Raw genomic sequence first — 25,333 nt, 5'->3', positions numbered from 1 at the left:
CTGGTCAGGCGGTTATCCGCGACAGCGCGCGGTTCAGGGTTTCCGACGGGTACTCGCCGAACAGCCGCTGGTAGTCGCGGGCGAACTCGCCGAGGTGGAAGAAGCCCAGGTCGGTGGCGACGTAGGTAACGGTAGTCGCGGCCGTGGTGGCGGCGCGCAGCGCGCTGCGCGTCCTGTTGAGCCGCAGGATGCGCAGGTAGGCCACGGGGGTCAGCTGCATGGTCTCGCGGAAGGCGTACTGCAGGGTGCGCGCCGATGCGCCGGTCTCCGCACAGATCTCCACGATGGACGGCACCCGCCCCGCCTGCAGGCTGGCGTCGATGAATTCGCGCGCCACCTTCACCCGCTGGCTGGCGCGCCGGCGGGCGAGATAGTCCGGGGTATCGCCGGCCGACACCCGGGTAGCCCGGCTGAGCGACAGCAGGATGGTGTCGAGGAGCAGGGCTTCCACCTGCGGGGACAACGGGGGGCGTGGGGTGTTGCCGGTGGGCAAGGATGGATTGAGCAGACCGGTCAGATCGTTGGCCAGCCTGTCGGCATCGGGCGTGTGGAAGGCCTGAAGCTCCCGGGGCGTCTCCTTCCAGGAGGGTTCGTCGAGGATGCGGGCGCCCGCCATCAACCGCTCCTGGTCCAGCAGGACGTAGACGGTATCGATCCCCCCGGGGACCTGGATGTCCAGCTCGGTGTCACCCGGCAGCACGAAGATCTGAGCGCGTTCCGGATGTTGGAAATGGGAAAAGCGCATCGCCGGGTTCCGGCGCAGGAACATGGAGACGGTGCAACGCCCTTGCGGCAGGGTGCCGGTCTTGTGCACGAGCCGGTTCTGGTCTTCGTGGACCACGCGCATCCCCCCGGTGTTCAGGGAGGTGCAGGTGCCGCGGTAGGTACCCGAACCGATCTGATGGATCTCCAACGGAACCCATGCCTGCGCTGCCGCTTGCAGGGTGGCGTCGATCAACGCTTCGGATTTAACCAGCATTCCCGGGTCGATCGATGGTTGCGGCAGCTGGTGTGTATTCATCCATCGCATCAAGCATCTGCGGTCCACAACGGCACTGAAGAGAATCCGGCGCTTTATGCCTCGATTCCGAAAGGCCGTCAATTTCCCGGGGCGCTGGATCCCTTACGGCACGACCAACGGTTTATCGGGACGACTTATCGGGACTGCGGCAAGTATTCAAGCAGCTGTCGAAGGAGCGGTTGACGCCGGAGGAGAGTGCCCGGGTGGAGGAAAACGCCGCCTTGCCAGGTGCCAGCCATCGGTTTACGGTGCCGTCACCACCTTTCGTGCCCAACGGAGTTCCGGCTCGGTGCCGTCGAGGAATTCTCCCATGCCGCGTCCAGCGCTTCACTTCATCCTGCGGACCACCGCCTCGGCCCTGCTGCTGTGGGCAGCCGCCACCACCGCGGCCTCCCTCGAACCGACCGCCGTCCCGGCTCGCGACACCCGGCAGAGCCTGGTGCGGATCGAGCACTTCGGTCGCTACGCGATCACCGCCGAGAGCGGCCAGGGGACGGCGCTGCAGCTGGTCGAGCGGATGACCGGCCCCGGCCCGGTGATGGGGCGCGCGGGGGAGCGCGACGGGCGCATCGACCGCTTCCTCGACCGTGGCGAGTACCGGCTCCTCACCCATGCCCACCCCGCCGGCGAGGGGGAGGCGAAGCTGGCGCTGCACCCCTTCGTCGAACGCAATCCCCATCCGGCCCCGCGGCTGATCGAACAGCGGCTGGTGAGCGAGCCGCTGGCCGATTTCGAGCAGCGCTCCTACTGGCTCGACATCAAGGAGCGGCGGACGGTGGTGCTGGAGGCGGCCGGCCGCAGCCTGGCGGACCTGCGCCTGTGGCGCGACGGGGAGTGGCTGATCGAGGCGCAGCCGGCGCGCGAGGAGCTGACCCCGGCGGCGGGCCGGCCGCTCACCGATCTGACCCTGGTCACCGCCCTGGAGCCGGGCCTCTACCGGGTGACCGCCTACGGCGGCCCCGCGCTGCCGTGGGCGGAGGAGTCCGCCGAGCAGCCGTTCCACCTGCGCCTCGGCATCCCCAAGCTCGGCGAGGCGGGCAACCACGCGCTCACCGCCTCCCCCTTCGGCCGCGACCGCTGGCGGCTGCCGGCCAGCGCCAACTACGTCCGCCTGGCGCTGCCGGAAGCGGAGGCGGCCGCGCTGGCGCTGCGCGACTACCGGCCGGAGCAGCCCCTCGCCGGCACCCCCGAAGGCAGCGCCGCGGTCAGCAAGAAGAGCGTGCCCCCGGTGGCCGAGCTGACCGTGAAGGGCGCCGACAGCGGCTGGCGGCTGCTCACCGTCAGCCGCGAGGCCGGCAAGCCCTACCGACTGCAGCACTTCCGCAGCGACCTCGCGCGCATGGTGTCGGCCTCCGGCCGCTACTGGGTCGGCACCCTCCAGTCCGGCCACGGCGAGGATCTGGCCGACGCCACCGCGCTGATCGTCTACCGCCCCTCGTTCGGCCAGTCGCGCCTGCAGCAGGCCGCCGCCATCGAGCTGGATCACGCCACCGCCTGGCAGCGCCGCTTCAACCTGGCGGGCGACACCACCCTCCACCTGGAGGTGAAGGAGGCGGGGGAGTACACGGTCACCACCGCCGGAGTGCAGGCGCGGCTGCGCCTGGAGCCGCTCATCCTCCGCCCGCCGCGGGGCTACCAGCGGCCGCCGTTGCAGGACGGGAGCGTGACGCAAACGCTCGACCCCGGCTTCTACCGCCTCACCCTGCAACCCGACGACGCAGGGCACAGCCGCGGCATCGTCACCCTGGGGATCACCGCCGCCGGGCGCGAGCCGGCACCTGCGGCGGCGCAGGTCGCGGTCCACCTGCCGGGGCTGGAGGTAACCCATGGCGACCTCTATACCATTTACTGCAATCGACGCCCGGGCGTCACCTCCGGGCTGGTGATCCGCCCCCTGCCGATCGATCTGGAGGAGCCGCTGCCGCTGGCCCTGGCCGCCGGCGAGACGGTCGAGCTGGAGCTGTCGCTGCCGGGGAGCGGGCGGGTGGAGCTGGTCGACGAGGAGGGCCGCCCCCACCCCCTGCGCATCGACGACCGGCCGCCGGCGGAGGGCTTCCGCCTCGACGCCGGCCGCTATCGCGCCCAACTGGCCAACGCCGGCCGCCACCCCGCCAACTTCTCGCTGCAGTGGCTGCCGGACCGGCTGCTCGCCGCCACCCCGCTGCCACCGCTTTCGTCCGCGGCGCTGGCCCGGCTGCCCGCGTTCCCGCCGCTGCGCGCCGGCGAGGAGCGGTTCCTGGCGCTGGAGCGCGACCAGCGCGACACCGTCGGCGTCACCGTCGGGACGCCGGGCCTCTACCGCCTGGAGTCGACCGGCCTGCTGCACACCGAGGGGACCCTGCGCAGCCGGGTGGTCACCGATCTCGAACGCGCCGAGGGCAACGGCAGCGGACGCAACTTCCTGATCACCCGCTACCTCGACCCCGGCGACTACCAGCTCACCACCCGCCCGCTCGGCCTCAGCCGCGGCGAGGCGGGGCTGCGCCTCACGCCCATCGCCCTGCACGACGGCGGCGAGCTGAGCCCCGGCGTGGTGACCCGCCGCCGGCTCCCCGCCGGCGAGGGGGTACGCTACGCCTTCCACATCACGGATGCCGGCGACTACCGGCTGCGCAGCCTCGATCTGCACGACAACGTCCGCTTCCGCCTGGAGGACGCCGACGGCTGGCCGCTGATCCCGCCGGGCCGCGAGCACGACGTCACCCGCCGCTTCGCCGCCGGCGACTACCGCCTGGTGCTCCCGCCACAGCCGGTGGAGAGCCGGGTGATCACCCTGCTGGAGGCGGTGCGCCACACCCCGGCGCGGGAGGGCCACGGCCCCCACCCGATCGCCCTCGACGGCACCGTCCGCCACCTCTGGCGCGAGCCGGCGGAGGGCAGCACCCGCGACCCCGACCGCTGGCGCTTCACCCTGCCCGCCGCAGCCCAACTGCGCATCGACCTCGGCGCGGGGATGGTGGGCGAGCTGCACCACCTCGGCGGCGCGCCGGTCGAGGTGGCCACCGTCTACGGCAACCGCCCCTGGCACCACCCGCTGCCCCGCGGCGAGTACGAACTGGCGGTGCGCAGCCAGCGCCCCGACCAGGGCCTCCCCTACACCCTCACGCTGCGCCCCGACGAACTGCTCGCCGGGATGACCCGCCGCCTCGCCGCACCGGGCGACACCCCCCTCGCGATCGGCGAGGAGGGCGCGGTGGAGATCGCCTCCTTCGGCCAACGGGACCTGCGCGCCACCCTCTACGACGACCAGGGCCGGCGCCTCGCCGACGGCGACGACCGCCCCGGCGACTGGAACTTCCTCCTCGCCACCCGGCTGGCGGCGGGCCGCTACCGCCTCCAGCTGGAGCCGGTGGGCAGCGCGGAGGCCACCACCGAGGTGTCGCTGCGCACACCGAGCCCGCAGCTGGAGGCGGCGCGGACGCTGCCCGCCCGCCTCCGCGTGAACGATACCCGGCCCCACACCTACCCGTTGCAGCTCACTCCCGCAGGGGGCGCCGCCGCGGGGGGGCTGCTGCTCTTCTCCGCCACCGCCGCCGACAGCGTCGGTCTCGCCCTGGAACGGCGCGAGGGGACGGGGTGGCGCAGCCTCGGCAGCCGGGTCGGCATCGACCCGCTGCTCGCCCTGCCGCTGCGCCGGGAGGAGGGCGAACTCCGCCTGCAGGTCTGGTCCGCCTCCGGACGGCCGCTGCCGATCACCGTCGACGGCCGCCGGCTGGAGCGCGAGCCGGCGACGGAGGCGCAGCTCGCCGCCGGCCTGGCACTGCAACCGGTGGCGGATTTGGAGCGCCCGGTGGGCGTCGCCAGCGTGGCGCTGGAGGGCGCGGGAAGTCTCCAGCTCACCCACCCCGATCCGCAGCTCCAGTGGGGGGCGGAGTTCGACACCACCCTGGGCGGCGACCGCCGCGGCGCGCTCGGCGTCCACGCCGAGCGGCTGTGGCTGGTGCGCCCGTTGCAGGACGGGGCGGCGGCGACGGCTGCGGCCCGCCGGCTGTACCTCGCCCCCGGCGAGGAGCTGGCGCTGACCGTCGCCGCCGACCGCCCGACGCCGCTCGACCTCGCCGCGGCCGGCGGGGAGGGGGTGCGGCTGCTGCTCGCCCGCTCCTCCGTCGGACAGCCCGGCCTGCGTCTCGACGGCGGGGCGCGCGCCGCCCTCCAGGGCGCCGCCGAACGGCAGAGCGCGCTGCTGCTCCCCGCCGGCGCGCCCACCGGCCTCGCCGTGCTCGGCGACGCAACGCAGCCCAATCCGATCCCGGTGCGACTCGCCCTCCACGTCTTCGCCGGGGATACCTCGCGGGAGATCCACCCCGGCGACAACGACCTCACCCTGGCGGCGCGCGTCGTCCTCCGGCTCACCCTGCCCGAGGGGGCGGCGAGGTTGGAACTCACCCTGCCCCCCGGAGTCGCCGCCGAACTGCTCGACGGCGACCGTCCGGTGCACACCCTGTGGAGCGGCTCCCGCGCGCAATCCTTCGAGATCGGCGTGCGCGTCGACGGCGCGCGCCTCTACAACACCGCCGACCAAACGCTGCAGGCAACGGCGAGGGTGATCTCGTCGCCGCGCAGCGCCGCCCTCACCCCGGCGGAGCCGCTGATCCGCCGCTTCGCTGCGGCCGGGGTGTGGGTGGTGCCGCTCCCCCTGCCAGCCGAGGCGCGCCACCAGGGAGTGCGGCTGGCGTTGCGCGGCGCCCACCGCGGGGCACAGCTGGTGCAGCACGACGGCCGCGTCCACGGCGGCGAGCGGCCGGCGGTGGACGACGCCGCCATGCTCCAGCTCCACCACGGCGCCGGTATCGTCGCCGCCTGGCTGGCGACCGCCGAGGGGGCAACCACCCTTCAACCGCAACACCGGGCGGAGGGCGATTCGGGGAGCATTCGACTACACGGAGCGAGCACCGGAGTAACGCTGCACAGCGAAGGCGTGGCGGGGCTGGAGCTGAACTACCCCGAACCGGTACTGCTCCAGTGGCGCGGCGCGGACGGTGAGGAGCGCCTTTCACTGGAGGAGCGCGGCGCCGCACTCACCCTGCCGCTGACCGCCGGCGACAACCGGATCGCCCTCTACGGGGTGGACGGGCCGCTCAGCGGCGACCTGCAACTGCACACCCCGCCGTTGGTCACCCTCCGCGAGGGGATCGGCGACCCGCTGCTGCTCCCTCCCGGCGGCAGCCGCCTGTTCCGCATCACCCTGCCACAGCCGACCACCATCGGGCTCGGCATCGACGCCGACCGCGACGAGGTCGGCGGGATCCTGTTCGACGCCGGCGGCCGACAGCTCGGCGAGGGGCTGGTGCAGATGCACGAGCTGGCCGCCGGCGACTACCTGTTCCGCATCGCGGCGCCAGCCGACGGCCCCGCCGTCACCGTCCACCCGGTGCTGGTCGGCACCGAGCTGCCCGACGCCGGGACACCGCCGGCGGAGGTGGTCCGAAAGTATTTGCGGGAGGCCGGAATCGAGCCCCGGTAGGAGCGGCCCCAAGGCCGCGATCGTAACGGAGTGAGATGCGTGAACCCGGCTCGCGGCAGAAACGGACACGGCGCCATCGCGGCCTAAGGGCCGCTCCTACAGGTGAGGCACACCCTTGTGAGCATGAAGATGACGGGAACCAAAATCCTACGCACCCTCTTTCGCGGCGTCCTGCCGGCCCTGCTGATGCTCGCCGCCGCACCAACGCTGGCCCCGCAGGCGGCCCACGCCGCCGCCCCGGCCACCCTCGCCGCGCCGGCGGGGGCGACCCTGGTGCCGGAACACTACCTGCGCCGCTGGGACCCGGTGACCCTCTTCTTCCGCCAGCCCAGCGGCCCGGCCGCGGGCGGCGCCGAGCACCACCCCGATCGGTTCGTCACCCTCCAGCCCGCCCACCCCGGCGTCTACACCTGGCTCGACCACCGCACCCTCCAGTTCCGTCCCGCCGACCCGTGGCCGCCGCTGACCCGCTTCACCTGGCGCTTCGACGATCACCAGCAGACCCTCGCCACCCTCTTCGAGCCGCCGGTCGCCAGCGGACCGGCGGACGGCAGCCGCGACCTCGACCCGGTGCAGAGCATCACCCTCGCCTTCAACCAGCCGATGGCAGCGGAGGCACTGGCGGAGATGGTGCGCATCGAACTGCGCCCGCTGCCGGGGGTCTCCGCGGAGGGCGCGCAGTGGCTCGACCGGCGCGACTTCGACGTCAAGGTGCTCGACCGCGCCGCCACCGACGCCCCCGCCAACTACGTGCTCCAGCTCCACCGGCCGATCCCGGCGGCGACCCTCGCCACCCTCCACCTGCGCCTGTCGCTGGACGACCGGGCAGAGGCGTCGTTCACCCGCATCGAGTTCGCCACCGCCGAACCCTTCACCGCCTCCCGCCTCGGTTGCGCCGGCGCCAGCCTGCCGCTCAGCGCCGAGGGGGTGCGCTACGACCCCGGGCAGGCGCTGCGCTGCCCCCCCAGGGAGCGCGAGCTGGAGCTGACCTTCACCGCGCCGCCGGAGGCGATCGACCCGCTGCAGGCACGCAATCTCCTGCGCTTCGCCCCCGCGGTCGACGGTCTGACCTTCCGCACCGCCGGCCACTCGCTGCTGGTGGCCGGCGACTTCCTCTCCGACACGCTCTATCAGGTGACCCTGCACCCCACCGCGCTGCACGACGCCCGGGGCCGCCCGCTGGTGATGAAGGGCGCCAGCACCCTCCACCTCTTCTTCCCCCGCCGCCACGATTTCCTGCGCTGGGACGGCAACGGCGGCATCCTGGAGCGCTTCGGGCCACAGATGCTGCCGCTGGAGGGGCGCGGCGAGGGGCGCGTCGACCTGCGTATCTATCCGGTCGATCCCTATGACCGCTCCTTCTGGCCCTTCCCTGGGAAGCCGGTGGTGGTCGACGAGAACCGCCGCCCGCCCGGCCCCGGCGAGGCGGCGGAGCCGTACGGCGAGCCCGGCCGCGCCATCTCCGCCCGCGAGCTGGGCGAGCAGATCGCCGCCCTCGGCTCGCCGCCCATCTCCACCCTGGTGGAGCTGCCGCTGCGCCGCGACGCCGGCGGCGCCCGCTTCGGCCTCGACCTGAAGCCCTACCTGGCCCGCCTCGCCGGCGGCGAGCGGCCCGGCAGCTATCTGGTCGGCCTGCGCCGCCTCGGCGAGGCCAGCCGCTCCTGGGTGCGGGTGCAGGTCACCGACCTCGCGCTGACCACCGTCGAGGAGCGCGAACGGGTCCACTTCTACCTCACCTCGCTGGCCAGCGGCGAACCGCTGGGCGACGGCCGCATCCGCATCGAGGGCCACCGCCGCGGCAACGGCGGCGAGCGCTGGGAGACCCTGGCCGAGGGGCGCACCGACGGTAGCGGCCACTTCGCCTGGGACGCCCCCGGCCTCGGCAGGACGCGTGCGGAGGTGCGGCGGATCGTCGTCGAGCGGGGCGACGACCGCCTGGTGCTCGACCCCAGCCGGCCGCCCCAGCGTTTCGCCAAGGGGCGCTGGGACGACGACCACGATACTTGGTTGCAGTGGGCCTTCGACCCGCTCGACCACCGCACGCCACCCGCCCAGCAGCGCTGCCACCTGTTCACCGAGCGGCCGGTCTACCGCCCGGAGGAGCCGGTGCACATCGCCGGCTGGATGCGCAGTAGCAACGACGGCCGCATCACCCCCACCGCGGGCGACGGCGAGCTGGTGATCGACGGCCCGGGCAACGCCGAGTGGCGCTACCCGCTGACCCTCTCGGCGAGCGGCGGCCTCTACCACAAGTTCACCGAAAAAGACCTGCCCACCGGCCGCTACAGCGTCACCTTCCACCACAAGAAGCTCGGCCTCTGCGGCCGGGTCAACTTCACCAAGGAGGCCTACCGCCTGCCGCGCTTCGAGGTGACCCTCAACGGCCCGCGCCACACCGCCCTCGACGCCCCGTTCAAGCTCCTGCTCAACGCCCGCTACTACGCCGGCGGCCAAGTAGCCGACCGCCCGGTGCGCTGGCGGGTGACCCAGTTCCCCTACCGCTGGACACCACAAGCCTGCATTTCCCGCCAGTCCCCTACTGCGGCCGCCGATCCTCCCGCTGTGACGGGGCGTGCTCCCTCCGGGCTCCTCAACATAGGGTCGACTATGCCTTCGTCGCCCTCCGGTCCGCGCGCCCCGTCACAGCGGGGTCTCGACGCCCTCGCTACGGAGACTGGCGGGAAATGCAGGCTAGCGACAGGCTTCGTCTACTCCACCGACTCGCGCTACGGCGGCAGCGACACCTTCCGCGCCACCCCACGGCACGAGGAGCAGGGCGAGACCGACGCCGAAGGAATGGCCGAACTCGCCCTCGACCCGACCATCGAGACCACCGCCCAGCCGCGCCGCTACGTGGTCGAGAGCACCGTCACCGGCGCCGACGACCAGACCGTCAGCGCCACCCACGAGGTGCTCGCCCTGCCCCCCTTCGTGCTCGGCATGAAGCTGCCGCGCTACCTGGAGCGGGCGGAGGCGATCGAGCCGGCGATCATCGTCGTCGGCCCCGACGGCCAGCCGCTCGCCGGCCAGGCCTTCAAGCTGCGCCTGCTGCATCGCCAGTGGCACTCCCACCTGCGCGCCGCCGACTTCAGCCGCGGGGATGCCCGCTACGTCACCGAGGAGGTGGAGACGCCGCTCTTCGAACGGACGTACCGGAGCGGCGCCGAAGCGCTCGCCCCGAGTCTTCCGATCGACCGCTCCGGGGTCTACGTGGTGGAGCTGGAGGCGCGCGACCGCCTCGGCCGCACCCAGGTGCTGCGCCTCGACCTGTTCGCCGGCGGCGACCAGCCGGTGACCTGGGCGCGCCCGCCGGCGCGCACCTTCAGCGCCACCCCGGCACGTAGCGACTACGCCCCCGGCGACGAGGCCGAGATCGTCCTCGAAAGCCCGTTCCAGAACGCCCGCGCGCTGGCCATCGTCGAGGAACCCGACGGGCGCAACCGCTACCAGTGGCTCGACGTGCGCAACGGCACCGCCACCTTCCGCCTCACGGTGCGCCGCGAGCACCTGCCGCGCCTGCCGGTCCACTTCGTGCTGCTGCGCGGCCGCCTGGCGGGGGCGCCGCCGCGCAACGACGCCCTCGACCTGGGCAAGCCGGCGACGCTGGCCACCACCGCCTGGATCCGGGTCAACGACGCGGCCCACCGCATCGACGTCGCCCTGGAGTACCCGGAGAAGGCACGGCCGGGCGACGAGGTGGAGGTGGCGATCACCCTGCGCGACCGCGACGACCGCCCGCTCGCCGGCGAGGTGGCGCTGTGGCTGGTGGACCAGGCGGTGCTCGCCCTCGGCCAGGAGCAGCGCCTCGACCCGCTGCCCGACTTCATCCCCAGCCGCGAGAGCCGCACCACGCTGCACGACACCCGCAACCTGACCCTCGGCCACCTGCCGCTGCGCCGCCTGCCGGGCGGCGACGGCGCCATGAACGAGATGGCGGCGGCCAAGGCGCTGCTCGACAAGGTCTCGCCGCGCCGCAACTTCCAGCCGGTGCCCTACTTCGCCCCGGCGATCCGGGTCGGTGACGACGGCCGCACCGTGGTCAAGGTGAAGCTGCCGGACAACCTCACCAACTTCTCCCTGCGCGCCAAGGCGGTCTCCGGCAACGACCGCTTCGGCTTCGCCGAGGGGCGCCTGGCGGTGCGCCTGCCGGTGATCGTCCAACCCTCGCTGCCGCGCTTCGTGCGCCCCGGCGACCGCTTCAACGCCACCGCCATCGGCCGCATCGTCGACGGCGACGGCGGCCCCGGAGAGGCCGCCGTCGACACCGAGGGGCTGAAGGTGGACGGCGCCCCCCATCAGAGCTTCAAGTGGGACACCGGCACGCCGCAACGGATCGACTTCCGCCTCACCGTACCCACCCCGGAGTACGACGAGGAGGGGCGGCCGACCCGCGACAAGGTCTCGGTGAAGATGGCGGTGGAGCGCAGCGCCGACCACAGCCGCGACGCCTTCGCGGTCACCCTGCCGCTGCTCCCCGACCGCCGCCCGCGGGTACGCCGCCAACTGGCCGAGCTGGCGGCCGGCGAGACGCTGACCCTGCCGGCGCTCGACGAAGAAGTACGTCCCGGCACCCTGCGCCGCACCCTGCTGCTCAGCGACCAGCCGGCGCTGGTGCGCATGGCCGCCGGGCTCCACTACCTGATGGAGTACCCCCACGGCTGCACCGAGCAGCGGCTGAGCCGGGCGCGGGTGCAACTGGGCAGCGGACGCCTCGACCAGCTGCTCCAGCAGCCGGGCGACGACGCCCGCCGCCGACGCGACGTCGAAGGCACCATCGACTGGATCGCGCGCGTGGTCCACGACGACGGCACCGTCGGCTACTGGCCCGGCTCGGAGGGCTACCTCTCACTCACCGCGTGGAGCGCGATCTTCCTGCTCGAGGCGCGCGACGCCGGCTTCACCCCCCCGCCGCAACTGCTCGACCGGTTATTGGAGGCGCTGCGCCAGTCGCTGCGCTCCGACTACCGCGAGCGGATCTTCGGCGGCCCCTACAGGGAGCGGGTGTGGGCGCTCACCGCGCTGGCCCGCGCCGGACGCCTCGACGCCGGCTACGCCGCCGAACTGGTGCGCCGCGCCGACAGCCTCGATCTGGAGTCGGTTGCCCTGCTGCGCCGCGCACTGAGCGACAGCCCGGCCGCCACCCCCGAGGCGCTGCGGCAGCTCGACCGACGGCTGTGGGACGGCGTGGTGCTCCAGCTCTACCAAGGCCACGAGCGCTACGCCGGCCTGCAGGAGACGGCGAGCGCCGCCCCGCGCGAGGTGCTCCCCTCGGAGACCCGCACACTCGCCCAGTTGCTGCGCGCCGAGGCCCACGCCGACGACGGCGTCGGCCCGGCCGACGGCCGGCAACTGCTGCTCGACGCCCTGGTCACCCTCGGCCGCGGCGACGGCTGGGGCAGCACCAACGCCAACGCCGCCGCCCTGCTCGCCCTCGGCGAGCTGCTGGAGAGCGGCAGCGGCAGACCGGTACGGGAGGTGGCGCTGCATATGGCGGAACGCAACGAAACGCTTCAGGTGGGGGGCGGGCAGCCGCTGCAACGCCTCCACCTGGACGGGCCGGAGGCGATCGAGCTCCAAGCCGACTCCGTCACGGAGAGACGCCTGCTCAGCGTCCAGTTGGACACCCGCTACCTGCCCGCCGCACCGGGCAGCGAGCAGCGCGCCGAGGCCGCCGGCTTCGTCATCCGCCGCGAACTGGAGCTGGTGCGTGACGCAGGAGAGCCACCGACCCGCGTGGCGCTGGAGCAGCCGGGAATGCAGGTGCCGTTGACGGTGGGCCAGGTGGTGGAGGAGCACGTCGAGCTGGTCAACCCGGAGGCGCGTCACTTCGTCGCGGTGGTGGTGCCGCTGGCCGCCGGCATGGAGCCGCTCAACACCGCGCTGGCCACCGCCCCGCCGGAGGCGACGCCGAGCGCGGGCAACACCCTCGCCCCCGCCTACACCGCGTTCCTCGACGACCGCATGGCGTATTACTACGACGCCCTGCCCAAGGGCACCTACCACTTCCACTTCCGCACCCGCGCGACCATCCCCGGCGCCTACACCCAGCCGGCACCCTACGCCGAGATGATGTACCGCGAGGCGGTGCGCGCCGACGGCAACGGCGCACGCATCCTGATCACCGCCGAAGGCGAAAAACAACCGCCCAAAAAAGCGGAATGAACCGCAGATTTCGCTTCGTAGGTCGGCGCTACCGCGCCGACGCAAACGGGGGCACCGCCGAAAAACCCCGCACCGCCCCAGCCGAACGGGAGCCGCGCTCGGCAAGGACCTCCCGCGCCACACCCCGCTGCCCCCGTTCACGTCGGCGCGGTAGCGCCGACCTACACCCCGTTCGACGCTGAGCAATGCGCCTTCTTGACCTCACCCGCCGGCAACGCCGGCTGACAGCCCTCCTCCTCGTGCTCACCGCCCTGAGTTGGCCCTGCCTGCGCGCCTGGCAACTCGCCACCCTCCACGCCCCACCCCCCACCCTGCTGCTGCTCGACCGCCACGGCGCCTTCCTCACCGAAACCGGCGACCCGGACCTCGGCTACGGCTACTGGCCCATCGAACAGCTGCCCCCCCGCCTGGTCGCCGCCACCCTCGCCCTCGAAGACCGCCACTTCCACGACCACCCCGGCGTCGACCCGCTGGCCATCGGCCGCGCCCTGTGGCAGAACCTGCGCGCAAGCGAGCGGGTCTCCGGCGCCTCGACCATTGCCATGCAGGTGGCGCGGATGCAGGACCCCGGCCCGCGCACCTACGGCCGCAAGGCGCTGGAGGCGCTCACCGCCCTCCTCCTCACCCTGCGCCACGGCCGCGAGGCGGTGCTGCGCCACTACCTGCGGCTGGTCCCCTACGGCAACCGCATCCACGGCATCGCCTACGCCGCCCGGCGCTACCTGGACAAGCCGGTGGGCGACCTCAGTTGGGCGGAGATCGCACTGCTCGCCGCCATCCCCCAGTCGCCGACGCGGATGAACCCGCTACGCCCCGCGGGGCGCCGCCTCGCCACGCGCCGCGCCGAACGCGTCCTCGACACCCTGGCGGGCGCCGGGTTATTCGATGCCGACGCCCTGGCCCTCGCCCGCCACCAGCTGACCCAACTGCGCATCCCCGACCCGGCGATCCGCGAACCGGCGGCGATGCATGCGCTGCTGCGGCTCGCCGACGAGCTGCACCCGCCGGAGCATGGCGAACCGCGCCTCCACACCTCCCTCGACCTGACCTTGCAACGGCGCCTCACCGAGCTGACCGCCGACCGCGTAGCGGGCTGGAGCGAACGCGGCGCCCACCAGGCGGCGGCCGTGGTGATCCGCCGCAGCGACCGCCAGGTGCTCGCCTGGGTCGGCTCCCCCGACTACTTCGCCACCCCCGGCGGCGCGATCGACTACGCCCGCACCGCGCGCTCGCCGGGGAGCGCGCTGAAGCCCTTCATCTACGCGCTGGCCCTGGAGCGCGGGGTGATCGACAGCGGCACGATGCTCTACGACCTGCCGGCGTTCGCCGACGGCGTCGGCAACATCGACGGCGAATTCCTCGGCCCGCTGCTGCCGCGCCAGGCGCTGGCCAACTCGCGCAACGTCCCCGCCACCTGGCTGGTGGCGCAGACCGGCGTCGACGAGGTGTACCACTTCCTGCGCCGCCTCGGCCTCGACGACGGCCGCCGCCCGGCCCGCCACTACGGCCTGGGGATGGCGGTGGGCGCACTGCCCACCACCCTGGAGCGGCTGCTGCGCGCTTACGGCGCGATCGCCGACGACGGCGTGCTGCACGACCTGAACTGGCTCCGCGATACCCCGCCCGACCCCGGCCGACGGGTGCTGAGCAGCGAGAGCGCCCGCCTGATCACCCGCTACCTCGCCGACCCGCTGGCCCGCCTCCCCTCCTTCCCGCGCATGGGCACCACCGAATACCCCTTCCCCGTGGCGGTGAAAACGGGCACCTCGCAGGACTACCGCGACGCCTGGGCGGTGGCCTGGTCCACCGAATACATGGTGGGGGCGTGGGTGGGACGGGAAGACGACCAGCCGATGGAGCGCCTCGGCGGCGCCGACAGCGCCGCCGTGCTGGTGAAGGCCGTACTGAGCGAATTGCAGCCGAAGGCAACCACCGGCACCGCCGACCTCGCCTTCCCGCCACCGGCCGGCTATCGCCGCTTCGAGCTGTGCGCCTACACCGGCGGCCGCGCCAGCGGGCTGTGCGCCCCGACCCTCAGCGAGTGGCTGCCGGAGAACCATCCCCCGCCGCTCGACCAAGACCATCTGCGGATCTGGATCGACCGGAAAACCGGAGAACCGGCCGGTCCCGACACCCCCGCCGACCAACGCGAGGCGCGCACCATGGTCCGGCTACCGGCACGGCTCACCGCATGGGCGAAGCAACACCAAATCGCCATGCTGCCGGCGCCCCCCCCGGACACCGCCGACCACCCGGCGGCGACGGCGACCGATCCCCCCGCCGCACCGCGCCTGCGTGAAAGCGAGCGCCCGATCACCCTCACCCTGATGTCGCCCACCTCCGACCTCCACCTGCTGCGCAACCCCGAGGTCCCGGCGGAGCTGGACACCCTCACGCTGCGCGTGGACCCCGTTCCCACGGTAGCCCAGGTGGTGTGGTACGTGGACGACCAGCCTTACCAAGTGAGCCCGGCCCCCTTCGATGCACGCTGGCCGCTGACCCCCGGCGTCCACACCATCGAGGCGCGCCTCCCCTACCGACCGGAGCGCTCCCGGCGGGTCACGGTGACGGTGGAATAACGCCTTGGGAACGACGTCCCAACGCCCGAGACAACTGGCCGCCATCAACTCCGGGTGGTAGATTTGCACGGCTACGACTTATAGGACTTTTACATCACAAGACCGATAACCCATCCGTCGATGATGGCGTCTTCCAAGCACTCGCCGACCCGATGCCGTTTGCCGCCCCAGGAACCTGTCGGCCAAACACCGGAACATCGGGTTCTCTCTCCACTCCCCAGAACAAGGAACCACCTCATGCTCAAGACCCTTTTGCGCCCGACGATGCTGAGCGCCCTGCTCCTTGCAGCGAACACCGGTGTCCAGGCCCAGGCGCTCTTCGACGACAGCGACCAGACCCTGCGCATCCCGCTGGTCATGGTGATGAACACCGACGGCACCGCCAACGAATACTATTCCGTCACCTTGCGGCTGGCCTCCGCCAACCCCCTGGTGTTCGCCCTGCAGTCCGCCGCCCCCGGCGACGAGAGTCAGGTGGATGGCAGCGAGCCCTTCTTCGACACCGCCACCAACCGGATCACCCTGGACAACGTGCAGGCCAACATCGGCGGTGAGACCCTCTACTACGACCTGAGCATGCAGTTCGGCGCCCAGGGCTTCTCCGTCACCAGCCTGGTCCCCCGCGACACCGCGAACAGCGACAGCGGCGAACAGGGCAGCAGCGGCACCTCCAACTTCACCGAAGAGAGCGGCTACCGCCTGACCAGCGCCGCGGCCAGCTCCACCGTGGAGCTCGCCGACGGCAGCTTCCGCACCTATTTCACCGACGGCTACCACGTCGACATCTTCACCGCGACCTCCGCGGACGGTCTGAACTGGTCGACCCCGGAATACATCCAGGGCATCACCGCGCAGAACCGCGACGGCGATCCGGTCTTCCACGCCCCGTCGGTGATCCGCCTGGAGGACGGCTCCTTCCTGATGGCCTACCAGTCCACCACCGAAGGCTCGGGGGGCACCCAGTCCAGCACCATCTATCTCGCCACCTCCACCGACGGCGTCACCTTCTCCGGCTCCTCCACCGAACCCTCGGTCATGCCCTGGTCCGGTGGCCTCGAGGTGCGCAGCCCCGGCCTGATCCAGCTGGACGGCACCACCCTGCGCATCTACTACGAGGACTACTTCTCGAAACTGCGCAGCGCCCTATCCACCGACGGTGGCGCCAGCTGGACCCCGGAAGGCGAGATCGGCCTGAGCGGCGCCTCCGGACTCTATCCGAGCCTCGACGACCCGGAGATCGTCCGCCTCGCCAGCGGAGAGTACCGCCTCTACTTCGCCGGCACCCCGGTCTCGGAGGTCACCGACACCACGGCCAGCCGCGGAGACATCTACGCCGCCACCTCGACCGACGGTCTCAACTTCACCATGGAACAGGGCCTCCAGATCGCGGGCTCCGCCAGCCGGCGCGTCAGCAGCCCCGACGTGCTGACCTTGAGCAGCGGCGGCACGCGCCTCTATTTCCGCGAGATCACCTACGACGCAAGCGGACTGCCGGTCTACCAGGAGGGTTGCAGCTACTGCGGCAACATCGGCAGCGCGTTTTCCAGACAGTGAGGCGTCGCCCTCCCTCTCGTGCGAGGGGGGGGCGATAGATGATCCAGCGGAACCATTTGCCCCCCCCGGATTGGGGGGCTCTGCCGCTGTTGTGAGCTTGCAGCCACTATGCAATGTGAAAGACCTGACCCCACCGCTGCGCCGACCCACCATGCAAGAGATGCTGCCCTCGGTGTCCATCACATCCAACTGACCGCCCCCCCGCCCAAGATCCCCACCCCGCCGGTGACGGCCATCACAAATGGCCGCCGACGCGGCGGGGGATAGCAAGTAGCCTGGATGGAGCATAGCGGAATCCGGGGATTCCCGAAGGCTGTCCCACACGTCCTGGATTCCGCTACGCTTCATCCAGGCTACTTGCTCATCCCACATTACAGTATCGACTTACCGTCACCCAGTAAAGATATGCTTCTCCGTAAGATCCCAAGCTCTTCACTTGAGATCTTTCATATATCACGTCAAGAAAAGAAAGCATTGCCTTGTATGCTTGCACCTCACTCGATTATATATTTTTTTCATCGATCCCTGAGATTGGAGAAAATAGTATATTGATCTCAGCCAATATTCGAAGAAGACGCTTGATGCCAATGATCTCCGAGAGGATCTCGTTATTTGGAGATAATATATCGCCAATTCGGCCACACCACCACACACTTGAACTGCAATAGCACCTTTATTCTAGAGAAAAAATCAAATGAAAATACACACCTTCTCCGCCCCATTGTTGCGCTGCCCCTAGCCACGATTCAACTAGTCGCCCAGCAGTTTCAGTGGAACTCTCCCAAAATCTTCTCGCACCAGAAACAAACACAACATATCCCGGCAAATCAATCCACTCAAGATCAGCTACGCACTCATCAAACGCATCCCAATTGTTTCCAAAGTAATCCGGAAAACTCAATGCCGTTGAGAAAGCATCAAAAAATTCTACATCCGACGCCACTGCAAACAAGTCGACATCAATCACTTTCACTCCGCTTTCAAGCAGATCTTTTCTCACGTTTCTGGATGAATCAGCACTCAGAAAGTGAATGCATTGCCAGCTTGGCGCCGTCATGGCATCTAATGTTCTCATTAATGGCGTCTCGGGTCGATTTCAACAAATGATCGATAGTGATCGTTCGAGTAGTACGTCCTTCCGGTGTTTTCATCCCGTACTATCCGCCGAGCACCACGATTGCTTTGTCCGGGAGTGGGAACCGTGTATTCACGATAATTTCCATCCGGCAATTTTCCCTCTCGATTGAAGAATTGGGTTCCGTCTTTTCTGTATAGCATTGGGCTGCCATTTTCTATCCGATCAAGAACCTCGTTGATTTCTCGAACAATGGCATCGTCCGAGAAGGGTAAATTTCTGGCACCTTCGGCAACGTTATCACATTGCCGAATAATACCAATCCCTGCCGGCAAGAACGGAACAGCAGCTCCCAGCGCATCAAATGCTACCCCCAAGCCATTCAGCAGGCTAGGCTCCCTACGGTATTCGTCGATACTCAAGCCGAGACTGATGAGGTCGAAGGCTGTCTCCGGGGTAAACGCCAAACCACGCGGATCAACCCACCGAACAGGGTTCTGGCCGGAATAGCCGTAGGTATTCAATCCCCCGTCAAGCCCGACCGGATCACTCTCCACATACCGTCCGCTGGCCGGATCGTAATCGCGGAAGTAGTTGTAGAAGAGCCCCGTCTCCGCATCCTGGTACTGCCCAGGGAAACGCAACGCGATCTCGGTGTCGATGCCGTCCCCATCCGGGTCGGTCTCCGGCGGCTGCGCACCGAAGGCGTCCCCCTGCCAGCGCCAGACCAGCCGGCCGGTGGCGTCGGTTGCCCAACGCGGGGTGGCGAGGTGGTCGGTGTGGAGGTAGAGGATCGCCTCGCTGCGTACCGTACCGTGGGCGTCGGCGTTCAGGTCGATACGGGCGACGGGCTGGTCGTCGGCCCACACCCAGGCGTGGAGCGGGCGGCCGTCGGCACTGGTCTCCTCGATCAGCCGGCCGGCCACGTCGTAGTGGAAGAGGCTCTCGGCACCGTTGCCATTGCCGTTGCTGTTGACGTTGACCCCGCCGTTCTGGCCGGGGGCGGTCTCCAGGCCGTAGGCGTTGCCATGGCCGTTGCCGCCGGCGGCACGGCGGCCGCCGGTGACCACCGCCTTGGCGATCCGTCGGCCGAGGGCGTCGTAGCGGTTGAGCACCGTCCGATTGCCCGACTGGACCTCGCTCAGGCGGCCGGCGGCGTCGTAGGTGAATACGCGCCCTTCGGCGTCGGTGAGGGTGTTGCCGGCGGCGTCCAGGGTGACCGGGCTGCCGGCGATGGCAGAGAGCCGGTTGCTGTCGGCTTCGTAGGAATAGCTCCCCCGCGTGCTGTCCTCGGTGCGGTTGCCGTTGGCGTCGTAGGCGTAGTCGATCCGGCCGCCCGGGGTGGTCTCGTCGATCAGTCGATCGAGGGCGTCGTAGCCGTAGTCGTAGGTGGCGCTGGTGACGTTCTGGTTCAGCAGGTTGCCGTTGGCGTCGTAGGTGAGGAGCCGCTGGGCGACGCTGCCCAGCTGCTCGTCGGTGAGCCGGCCGCGGAGGTCGTAGCGGCGGCTCTCCACCAGGCCGTTGCCGAAGGTCTGGCCGGTGAGCCGGCCGGCGGCGTCGAAGCTGCGCTGGTCGGCGAGCACGGTGGTCACGCCGTCGAGGATGGAGTAGACCGCGGTGATCCGCCCGAGGGCGTCGCGGGGAGTGTGGATCTCGCGGCCGTCGGGGTAGGCGACGGCGGTGAGACGGTCGGCGGCGTCATAGCCGTAGCGGGTAGCGAAGGTGGTATCGCCCTCCTCCCGCGTCGTCTCGCTGACCCGGCCGAAACCGTCATAGGCGTAGCTCAGGCGGGTGTGGCTCTGCTCGATGGCGCAGAGCCGGCCGAGGCCGCCGCTGCAGTCGTCGTAGGTGTAGGCGACGTCGTCGGCGGTGTCGGGGTAGTCGATGGCGGTGAGGCGGCCGGCGGCGTCGTAGGCGTAGGTGGCGGTGATGCCACGGGCGTCGGTGCGGCTCGTCCGGTTGCCGGCCGCGTCGTAGGTGTAGGTGGTGGTGCCGCGGTCGGGGCTGCTCTCCTCCAGCCGGTTGCCGAGGTCGTCGTAACGGTAGCCGGTGGTGGCGCCGTTGGGGGCGGTGACCGAGGCGAGGCGGTCGGCGACGTCGTAGTCGTAGCGGGTCACCCCGGCGAGGGCATCGACTGTCTCGCTGAGGCGGCGCAGGGGGTCGTAGCTGTAGGCGGTGGCGTTGCCGTTGGGATCGGTTTCGCCGGTGAGGTTGCCCACCGCGTCGAGCAGCCGGTCGGTGATGGCGTCGGCCTCGTTGATCCGGGTGACCCGGCTGCGCAGGTCGTAGCCCCGCTCGATTCGCTGCACCAGGGTGCCGGCGGGGTCGCGCAGCCGTTCGACGGTGCGGTTGCCGGCGGCGTCGTAAGAGTAGCCGACCCGGTTGCCGAGGGCGTCCTCCACCGCGGTCAGGTCGTGGGCGGCGTCGTAGTGGTAGCGGAGGGTGGCGCCGTCCGGGGTGGTCAGCGAGGTGAGTTGGCCCGCCGGGTCGTAACCGTAGGTGGTGGTGCGGGCCGCCCCTTCCAGCGGAGTCTCGATCACTTCGGTAAGGCGACCACGGGTGTCGTAGCGGTAGCCGGTGGTGAGGCCGTCCGGGGCGGTGGTGAGCTGGAGGCGGCCGTTGGCGTCGTAGGCGTCAAAGGTGGTGGTGTGGCCGAGGGAGTCGGTGACGCTGGCAAGCCGGCCGCAGCGGCCGCCGTCGGTGCAGTCGTAGTAGCTGAAGGTGGTGGTATCGTCGACGTCGGTGCGCGGGCCGTCGCTGGCGGTGAGGCGGCCGCGGTCGTCGTAGCTCAGGGCGACGCTGCGGCTGACCGGGTCGCCGTCGGGGGTGAAGCCTTCGACGGTGAGGGTGACCGGCTTGAGGGCATCGTTGTAGTCGATGCGGGTGACCTTGAGCGCACCGTCCTGCACCGAGGGCTCCTTGATGCGGGTGGGGAGGTCGAGGTCGGGGTCGAGGTAGGTGATGGTGCGTTCTCGGGCCTCGGGGGTGCCGTCGGCCTCGATCACCGCGATGCGCTGGTGGGTGTCGTTGTAGCGGAAGGCGGTGGCGACGCCGGCACGGTCGATGCTGCGCACCCGGTTGTTGGCGGCGTCGTAATCGTGCCGGTAGCTGGAACCGTCGGCCCCGTCGATCAGCTCGGTGAGGAGATGGGCGCCATTCTGCTCCAGGTAGTGGCGTTCGATGGTGGTGCCGTTGGCGTCGGTGACGGTGGAGGAGAGACCGTCGGCGGCGTAGTCGAAGGTGAAGCGTTCCTGGGGAACGCCGTTGCCGGTGTCGGGGAAATGGGTCTCGACGACCCGCCCCTCCCCGCCGTAGCGGTAGGAGACGTAGCGGTCGCCGTTCTCATCGACGATGCCGCTGAGGACCGGGGCGTCGGGGTCGTCGTAGCGGTAGCCGCGGGTGGTGGCGTCGGGATAGGTGACCGAGGTGAGGCGGCCTTCGCCATCGTAGTAGTAGCTGGTGCGGTTGCCGGCGGGATCGGTGAGGCCGATCAGGTGGCCATCGGCACCCCAGATGAGCGCCAGGCGGTGGCCATCGGGGTCGGTGATGGAGGTGAGTTGGCCGGCGGCGTCATAGCCGTAGAGGGTGGCGTTGCCGGCGGGATCCCGCTCACTGAACAGGCGGCCGTCGAGGGCGTAGCGCTCTTGGGCACCGCCGGGCAGGTGGAGGGTGAAGCCGTCGAGCGCCTCGGTCAGGCGCAGGGCGCTGTCCGGATCACCGGTCCACACCCCATCGGCGCCGGTGAAACTTTCACCGCGACCGCTCCCCTGGCGGACGGTGATCGTCGTGCCTTCGATCTCCAGGCGCTTGAAGCGGTCACCGCTCCAGCCGATGCCGAGACCCAGGTCGCCGGACCACTGACTGTTGTAGCTGCGGGTGAAGGTGAGGCCGGTGGGGGCGGAGTAGTCGACCGCCTGGTGGTAGACGTTGCCGTTGGCGGCGTTGCACGGGTCGCCGACGGTGCTGCCGCAGGGGGGCTTGCCGAGATCCTTGTCGTTGGCATTGGCCGTCGTCGGGACGGGTTCCAATTCGACCCAAGCATAGGTCGTTTGGGCGCCGGCGAAGATGGTCATGAAGGCGGTCTGGGGCAGGGTGGCCGGATTGCCGGCGAGGTCCTTGCCGTCCCACACCACCGTGTGGGTGAAGCGTGCGTACTGATTGAACCAGTAGCTGTAGGTCCATGGTGAACCATAGCTGCTGATCGGGCCGTACTCAGCTCCGGTAAGCTCGCCGACCAGTTGCTGGCCGGCGACGTCCACCAACACCAGCGGGGTGTACATCTGGCTCGGTACGGTCCAGTACCAGTTGGCGTACTCGAAGGTGGTGACCTGAAGGGTGACCGGCTCGCCGGGGGTGAACGGGTTCGGCACGGCGCTCTGGCTCTCCGGCCAGATGGCGTTGCAGGTGCCGTAGGTGCTGCACGCCGCAGCGGGCCGGGCGCCGAGGAGAGCAAGCAACAAAAGTGCAAATAGCGGGAGAAGACGGAGGGCGCGATCCATGGCGAAGGGCTCCTTGGGTATCGGTGTATTGCGCAGCCGATTGGGTATTTCTACGGTATATATCGGTTAACTCTAACCCGAGAGCTGATCACGAAACCAGTGCAGAATACTGAAATCATTGTAGGAAATTTCGCAAAAAATAGCGCATTTTCCTGATAGGCTACCGGAGAATCGCTCATAGAGGTTCATTCTGAAGGAACTCTGAGTGAGGCATTTGATGGCGGCGAGTCGCCCCGCTGGTCCACCAGCACAAACAGGTCCCGGGCGCGGCCAAACACGTTCGATTCTCAAGGCGGGAGGACGACGGCCGCAGGGACACCATCCTGAACTGTCGCCACGACGTCACCAAGCCGTGCAAGCAATGGAAGGTCGGTGGTAATCCTGATACCGCCAACTGGGAAACGAGGTCTGCTCCAATGGGCGGGAATGCACAGAGAAGACACTCTCCTGTTGAATCGAGTGGCTCCTGTCCAAGAATGACCGCTGTCGGCCAGGAGCGGACAAGGGCGTAGGAAAAAGGCAAGACCCTGTCGCACGCAAGCACGCAAGCGGACTGCCGGTCTACCAGGAGGGCTGCAGCTACTGCGGCAATATCGGCAGCGCGTTTTCCAACCAGTAAGATGTCGCCCCCCCCTCTCGCGTGAGGGGGGGGGGCGACAGGTGATCCACCGGAACCATTTACCACCCAGGTAGAGGGGCTCTGCCGCCATTGTGAGCTTGCAGCCACTATGCAATAGAAAGACCTGACTCCGCTGCGTGTTTCAACGGGAGAGGCCGAAAACGATCAGAACGGCTGAAGGGCATTAACCGGCACACTGTAGGTCCCTAGCGTGGTGCCGTTGTACTGAACCTGGACCTGCTCGTGGGCGATCAACGGAGCAACTTCACTACTGCTGCTGGTCCACTCAATGGAACCATAACCGCCTCCGTTGCTACCGCTGGAAATCGCTACGACCCCCGTCTGGCGGGGCCCCAAAGAGACCGGTGTACCTACTGGATCAGAGGTGCCAAACCCCCACCCAGTAGCGATGTTGTCCCCCGCCTCGCTCGCCTCCGTGTAGCTGTACCCAGATTCATCGTATAGGGTGATCTTTACATCTACGCTTGAATTGGATGTATTGGTCACATAGATGATGCAATTCCAGCTGCCAGTACCCTTCAGCCAGGATGGAAGAATAGCGGACCCGCTGCCACCGGCGAGCGCCGTCGACGCAACCCCCAACTGGGTCATCGCACCCGCCACCAGTGCCATATAGACGTTTTTCACTTTGCAATACTCCTATTTCGACTTCCCTCTGTTCATAGGCGGCGCACTGGGGGACCGTCACACCATGGTCGTCCGACACATGAAGCGGAAAACCGTTCCCCAAGCACACGCGAAAATATACCAAAGAGTGGATAGCCCTCACCATGTGGACAGCTTATGGTGCCGTGGAATAAGCGGGTTTCTGGTGAGTTATTCGTCCCGCGCGCCATATTCACCGCCCCCGTTCACCAAAGAACAAGTGCATCCGGGCACCAACGGCCCCAGGGTCATCCACCTATCCAGCGGAAAATACCGCCCCTACTTCACGAGTACGCCAGAAGCGGAGGCCTCCAACACCACGGCTATCCGCGGCGACATCCACGCCGTCACCTCGAACGACGGCCCCAACTTCACCCTGGAATAGGGCCCGCAGATAGCGAGCTTCGCCAGCCGGCGCGTCAGCAAGTAGCCTGGATGGAGCATAGCGGAATCCGGGGATTCCCGACGGCTGTCCCACACGTCCTGGATTCCGCTGCGCTTCATCCAGGCTACTTGCTATTTTTCGTTGGCAATGTTAACGAAGAAATCTCTGTGTCAAGCGCAGTTGTACCTGTAAGCGCTCTTTCAACACTTGGCCTTAGCTTCTCATCAACGTTTATTTCGAAAGCATCCATGTGATTTTCCATATTTGTGCAACATCCAAAAAAGTGAAATCCCGCGGCGTAACCCACCTCCAAGGACGTTGAAGTTGATCGCGTAAGCATCGGGAGCGCCGCCATTTTCCGTGCTGACGGCCACGATAATGGCCATAGGCAAGACGGACGCTCGAGCCGTACAACACCCACCGGCAACAACTCAAGGCTAACCGCCCAATCACAACGCCTCGGACGGCGCTCCTTCTTCGATTCGCCGCATCCGGCGCAGATAGCGATCGATGAACTCGGCGACCGTCAGACCGTGCTCCTGCGAATAGTTCTTAGCGAACTCTACGTCTTCGCGAGGCAGGCGAACCGTCACCTTATGCGACCTGATAGATAACCGGGCGATATTCCGGCGGTGGAATGGGCTTTCCATTCTCTTTTGCAGCGGCCAACCAACTCTCTTTGGCAGCAAGGACTTCCGTCAGGGCTTGATTGGGTGTTTCCGCGAAAGCTGAGCACGCTTTAAGATCCGGGATATCCGCAATATAGCCCTCGTCCTCTTCGCTATAAAAAATATTAATGTGATAGTCTTTCATCACTCGCCTCAGGCGCGACCTGCTTTGCGATATCCGGTGAAGCGCAAGCGAGGGAGGAGACCTCCCCGACGGAAAGCCCAACGATTTCGGCCACCTCGTCTGCCGATACGCCCCTGGCCAGAAGGGTTCGGGCGATTCGCCTCTTTCCCTCTTCCAATCCCTCTTCCCGGCCTTCGCTCCGCCCGAGTTCTCTCCCCTCCTCCATCAACAACCGACTCCACCGCTCCACCGCCTCGGGATCATCCAACGCCGGCGCCGCCGGAGGTTCCACGTCATCGCCATACCCCGGTGCCGTCGGCAGCGTTCCCACCGCATCGGCGCCGAAGAGGCCATCGAGCTTCTCCCGGCTGGCATCCAGTACCCGGCCGGCCAAGTCGAGCACCTGCTCGCGCAGCACGGTGAGCTGCTCGTCGCTGATCCGGTACTCCTTGGAGTAGCGCGCCTCGATGTAGGCGCGCTTGAGCAGGTCGAAGCGCTCGCGGTCGTCGGGCGCGCC

The 25,333-nt window shown here is 68.9% G+C and carries 11 protein-coding genes and 1 pseudogene; 5 read left to right on the top strand and 7 right to left on the bottom strand.

What is annotated here, in order from left to right; translation table 11 throughout:
• Positions 1–4 precede the first annotated feature (4 nt).
• Entirely contained in the window at positions 5–979 is a 975-nt protein-coding gene (locus tag ACYQ2W_RS12565; protein WP_459867358.1) for a helix-turn-helix domain-containing protein, read from the bottom strand.
• Positions 980–1,331: 352 nt separating this feature from the next.
• Here ACYQ2W_RS12565 and ACYQ2W_RS12560 point away from each other — a divergent pair, with 352 nt between their 5' ends.
• From ACYQ2W_RS12560 to ACYQ2W_RS12545, 4 genes are all read left to right on the top strand, one after another.
• Positions 1,332–6,485 carry a hypothetical protein gene (locus ACYQ2W_RS12560; protein ID WP_459867355.1) on the top strand — a complete coding sequence of 1,718 codons (5,154 nt, stop codon included), beginning with the start codon at positions 1,332–1,334 and terminating at the stop codon, positions 6,483–6,485.
• A gap of 129 nt (positions 6,486–6,614) precedes the next feature.
• Positions 6,615–12,647, top strand: coding sequence for an alpha-2-macroglobulin family protein (locus tag ACYQ2W_RS12555; RefSeq protein WP_459867352.1), 6,033 nt, complete (start codon positions 6,615–6,617; stop codon positions 12,645–12,647).
• Between the two features lie 185 nt (positions 12,648–12,832).
• The gene (locus ACYQ2W_RS12550; protein WP_459867349.1) at positions 12,833–15,226 is read left to right on the top strand and encodes a transglycosylase domain-containing protein; all 2,394 of its coding nucleotides are present in this window, start codon (positions 12,833–12,835) and stop codon (positions 15,224–15,226) included.
• Positions 15,227–15,463: 237 nt separating this feature from the next.
• Positions 15,464–16,780: a sialidase family protein gene (locus ACYQ2W_RS12545; RefSeq protein ID WP_459867346.1), complete on the top strand. Its 1,317-nt coding sequence runs from the start codon at positions 15,464–15,466 to the stop codon at positions 16,778–16,780.
• Between the two features lie 673 nt (positions 16,781–17,453).
• Here the strand turns inward: ACYQ2W_RS12545 and ACYQ2W_RS12540 are convergent.
• The 3 genes from ACYQ2W_RS12540 to ACYQ2W_RS12530 form a co-directional block, all read right to left on the bottom strand.
• Positions 17,454–17,855, bottom strand: coding sequence for a barstar family protein (locus tag ACYQ2W_RS12540; protein WP_459867343.1), 402 nt, complete (start codon positions 17,853–17,855; stop codon positions 17,454–17,456).
• Complete coding sequence (locus ACYQ2W_RS12535) at positions 17,855–22,354, bottom strand: RHS repeat-associated core domain-containing protein (protein ID WP_459867340.1); 4,500 nt, start codon at positions 22,352–22,354, stop codon at positions 17,855–17,857. Before ACYQ2W_RS12535 ends, ACYQ2W_RS12540 begins: the two co-directional genes overlap by 1 nt.
• A gap of 784 nt (positions 22,355–23,138) precedes the next feature.
• Positions 23,139–23,621, bottom strand: a complete 483-nt coding sequence (locus ACYQ2W_RS12530) for a hypothetical protein (protein ID WP_459867337.1) — start codon at positions 23,619–23,621, stop codon at positions 23,139–23,141.
• Between the two features lie 238 nt (positions 23,622–23,859).
• On the opposite strand from ACYQ2W_RS12530, the gene ACYQ2W_RS12525 reads away from it, so the two are divergent.
• Positions 23,860–24,024 (top strand): hypothetical protein, encoded by a 165-nt coding sequence (locus ACYQ2W_RS12525; protein ID WP_459867334.1) that lies wholly within the window; start codon positions 23,860–23,862, stop codon positions 24,022–24,024.
• Between the two features lie 449 nt (positions 24,025–24,473).
• Here ACYQ2W_RS12525 and ACYQ2W_RS12520 read toward each other — a convergent pair whose 3' ends face one another.
• The 3 genes and pseudogenes from ACYQ2W_RS12520 to ACYQ2W_RS12510 all read right to left on the bottom strand — a co-directional run.
• Entirely contained in the window at positions 24,474–24,617 is a 144-nt protein-coding gene (locus tag ACYQ2W_RS12520; protein ID WP_459867331.1) for a DUF6364 family protein, read from the bottom strand.
• A gap of 1 nt (position 24,618) precedes the next feature.
• On the bottom strand, positions 24,619–24,837 hold the full coding sequence (locus ACYQ2W_RS12515; protein WP_459867328.1) for a type II toxin-antitoxin system HicB family antitoxin: 219 nt from the start codon (positions 24,835–24,837) through the stop codon (positions 24,619–24,621).
• Positions 24,818–25,333 (bottom strand): annotated as a pseudogene (locus ACYQ2W_RS12510) (hypothetical protein); the annotation flags it as partial. The pseudogene ACYQ2W_RS12510 and the gene ACYQ2W_RS12515, both read right to left, overlap by 20 nt.

The organism is Endothiovibrio diazotrophicus, assembly GCF_054657215.1.
Note: the sequence above shows the minus strand (reverse complement) of the source record. Positions and strands in the feature narration are given on the sequence as shown.